This is a genomic window from Vibrio sp., assembly GCF_050299255.1.
GTDB lineage: Bacteria > Pseudomonadota > Gammaproteobacteria > Enterobacterales > Vibrionaceae > Vibrio.
On sequence record NZ_JBNKVP010000145.1, the window covers coordinates 1 to 3421 of the forward strand.

The window sequence follows — 3421 nt, forward strand, 5'->3', positions numbered from 1 at the left end:
CAGACGCTGACATTACCCAATTAAAAGCAGCCGGTTACAGCGAAGACGAACTGTATGAATTGACAATATGCGCCGCGTTTGGTGCTGGTCTGGCCCGCTTGAATCGTGGACTGGCCTTATTGGACAACTAGTAGTTAGACAAACAGAGTTTGCCGGATAAGTCAAAAAATGGCATCCTTTCATCAAAAACAGAAGAGGAAGAGATGCCAGCAAAAATATACAAAGTCACTTTAACAACAGAAGAACGCACTAAGTTGACAGCCATTGTCAGCAAAGGCAAAGGGAATGCGCGTCGGATGAGACGAGCCCAAATCCTGCTGCTAGCCGATGAAAACCAACCGGGTGGCGGCTGGAAAGATGCGGATATTGCCAAAGCCCTCAAAGCCCATCCACGCACCATTGAAAGAACGCGGGAGAAATGTGTTCTGGAAGGTGTCACTTTACACCCTATACTGTGCCAGTGATTAACGGGCAAACTGTACCACCCGTTTACGGGCAAAGTGTGCCACCTATTAACGGCCAAGATGTACCACCATCGACAAGCCTTCATCCGCCAACTATCCTTCCGGCAAAATGCGGAAATAATCCGGAGGGAACATGGCAGGAAAAAGGAAAAAGATCGTGGACATTTATGCGCTTTTACAGCATCTGCGGGCTGGGCACAGTAACCGATGTATCAAACGGGATTTGGGGATCGACCGTCGGACTGGACAGAAATACCGGGAATGGGCTGAAGAATACAGCCTGCTGACAGGGTCGTTACCGCCCATTGAAGAACTGTACCAACTACTGGAAGAAACGATGCCCCCACAACAACCACCGCAAAGCCAATCAACTGTGGAACCGTACCGGAAACAGGTGATTAAGCTGCGCGAGCAAGGCGTGGAGATAAGCGCCATTAAGGCCAGGTTGGAAGAACGGGGCTTTGGTGGCAGTTACATGGCCGTTTACCGTTTTGTACGCCAATTGGAACCCATCCAGCCGGATGTGACAGTCCGGGTGGAAACAAGGCCAGGGGAAGAAGTTCAAGTAGATTTCGGTTATGCCGGGCGGATGATAGACTCGGCTACCGGTGAAATTCGCAAAACCTGGGCTTTTGTGATGACGCTATCCTGGAGCCGTCACCAGTACGTCGAGTTCGTTTTCAACCAGAAGATACCAACCTGGCTGCGTCTGCACCGCAACGCCTTCGCGTTTCTGGGCGGCATACCACAGCGAGTCGTTATAGATAATCTGAAAGCCGGCATCACCAAAGCGTGTTGGGATGACCCGGAAGTGCAGGTGACTTACCGGGAATGCGCCGAACATTACGGCTTTCTCATCGCCCCCTGCAAACCGAAGACGCCCCAGCATAAGGGAAAGGTGGAAAAGGGTGGTGTCCATTACGTGAAACGCAATTTCCTTGGCGGTCGGGAGATGAGCACCATCACCCAGGCTAACCAAGACGTCAAAGTGTGGTGTCTGACCACCGCCGGCCAGCGCACACATGGTACCACCCGCAAACAGCCACTCGTCCAGTTTGAGACTGTGGAGAAAGCCGCTTTGCAGCCGCTGCCGGAAACACCGTATGACCTGGCCGTGTGGAAACAAGCCAAACTGCACCGGGATTGCTATGTGGTCTTTGACAATGCTTACTACTCCGCGCCATTTCGCCTGGTCGGGCAAACACTACGGGTTCGCGGCGGCAGCCAGGAAGTGCGGCTCTATACCAGTGACTACCAACTGGTGGCGACCCATGAACGGGCGACTGAGCCGGGACAACGCATCACTAATCCGGCCCATCTGCCACCCGACAAGCTGCCAGGCTTGGTTTTAGATCGTGGGGCTTGCCAGACTGTAGCGGCGGATATTGGTTTGTCCACCACCGCGCTGGTTGGCCGTTTACTGGCTGACCCAGTGGTGGACCGGCTCTCGATGGTGCGTCGCTTGTTGCGACTACGCGAGCAAGTTGGCGATGAACGCCTGGAAGCGGCCTGTGACCGCGCTTTGCGCTTTGATGAGGTCAGCTACAAAACGGTCAAGCGGATTCTCAGCCAGGGATTGGAAATCGAAACGGAAATATCAGCAGCGCCAGAGATTCCACCAGCGCAACGATTTGTTCGTGGGGCGCAGGAACTTCTGGGTCATTTATGGAGTGGGCCATCATGGAACTGAAACACCAACTCCAACCCTACCTGAAACAATTACGCCTCTCCGGTGTTCTGGAAACGCTGGAGGCGCGGCATCGTCAGGCCGTCGATGGCCAATGGACCCATATTGAATTTCTGGCTCGACTACTGGAAGACGAAGTGGAACGACGGGCGCAGAAACAGCTGGCTCTGCGCTTGCGCCGGTCGGCCGTCCATATGAGCAAGACGCTGGAGGACTTCGACTTCAATTTCAATCCTAATCTGAATCGGCAGCAGATATTGTCCCTGGCCAGCTGTGATTACATCCGGCAGAAACGGAACGTACTCATCTGTGGCCCAACCGGAGTAGGCAAGTCCCATCTGGCCCAGGCGCTGGTTCACGAGGCTTGTCGTCAAGGCTATTCGGCCCTGTTCATCAATACCCATGAAATGCTGCGCCATATTCATGGCGGCCGCGCTGATGACTCTGTTGACCGGCGGTTGAAGCAATATTGCCGACCTGATCTGCTGGCGCTGGATGATTTTGGCCTGAAGCCGCTGACCCCACCGATGCCAGAAGATTTGTATGACATCATCAACGAGCGTTATGAACAGGGCAGCATCATGTTGACCAGCAACCGTTCGCCCAGCGAGTGGCCCGGCCTGTTTGGCAATCCACTTCTGGCAGCCGCCGGATTGGACCGGCTGGCGCACCATGCCGAGATTGTTGTTATTCAGGGCGACAGTTTTCGGGCACGGGGCCGGCAGAAGCTGGAAGAGGAGGTGAAAATTGAGATAGCCAGCTAACTCAACATGCTCATGGGGCGGGGATTGTTTTATCGTTCAGTTGGCGGATGAGGCGTCATCGAAAGTGGCATATGGACTGTAAACAAGTGGCACATCTTGGGTGTAAACGAGTGGATTATAATGGGTGTAAATACCCGGTACATTTACGGGTGTAATTTGACAACCCGGCAAACTCTGTTTGTCTAACTACTAGCATTACGGTAGCTATTGCAGGTGACCAGACAACCTATCTCCACCTTCTCAGTGAGCATCGCCATAGCCGTTAGCATTGTCCAGGCCTCAAAGTGCTCACCATTTTCATCGCCGTAGAGTGGGAAAAAATGATCCCAATTCCAAATTGAGTCCACGCCAAGTGCTTCGACTTGTCGCACGGCGGTGGCAAATGATTCATATGTAGTATGCTGGGGATGAAGTTGTACGCCGACACGTCGTTTCGTCATAATGGGTATTTCCTTTTTTTATATGTAGAGATAACAAACATCAATCTTGAATACTCCATTTATACC

General features: G+C 52.8%; 4 protein-coding genes. 3 read left to right on the top strand and 1 reads right to left on the bottom strand.

Features of this window, described 5'->3' with window-relative positions:
• Positions 1 to 203: 203 nt before the first annotated feature.
• The 3 genes from ACQY6F_RS18455 to istB all read left to right on the top strand — a co-directional run bounded on the left by ACQY6F_RS18455 (position 204) and on the right by istB (position 2915).
• The gene (locus ACQY6F_RS18455) at positions 204 to 464 is read left to right on the top strand and encodes a helix-turn-helix domain-containing protein (protein WP_428776539.1); all 261 of its coding nucleotides are present in this window, start codon (positions 204 to 206) and stop codon (positions 462 to 464) included.
• Between the two features lie 133 nt (positions 465 to 597).
• Complete coding sequence (istA, locus tag ACQY6F_RS18460) at positions 598 to 2154, top strand: IS21 family transposase (RefSeq protein WP_428776541.1); 1557 nt, start codon at positions 598 to 600, stop codon at positions 2152 to 2154.
• On the top strand, positions 2145 to 2915 hold the full coding sequence (istB, locus tag ACQY6F_RS18465) for an IS21-like element helper ATPase IstB (protein WP_428776542.1): 771 nt from the start codon (positions 2145 to 2147) through the stop codon (positions 2913 to 2915). Before istA ends, istB begins: the two co-directional genes overlap by 10 nt.
• A gap of 182 nt (positions 2916 to 3097) precedes the next feature.
• On the opposite strand, the gene ACQY6F_RS18470 is transcribed toward istB, so the two are convergent.
• Entirely contained in the window at positions 3098 to 3355 is a 258-nt protein-coding gene (locus ACQY6F_RS18470; protein WP_428776543.1) for an LLM class flavin-dependent oxidoreductase, read from the bottom strand.
• Between the last annotated feature and the right edge of the window lie 66 nt (positions 3356 to 3421).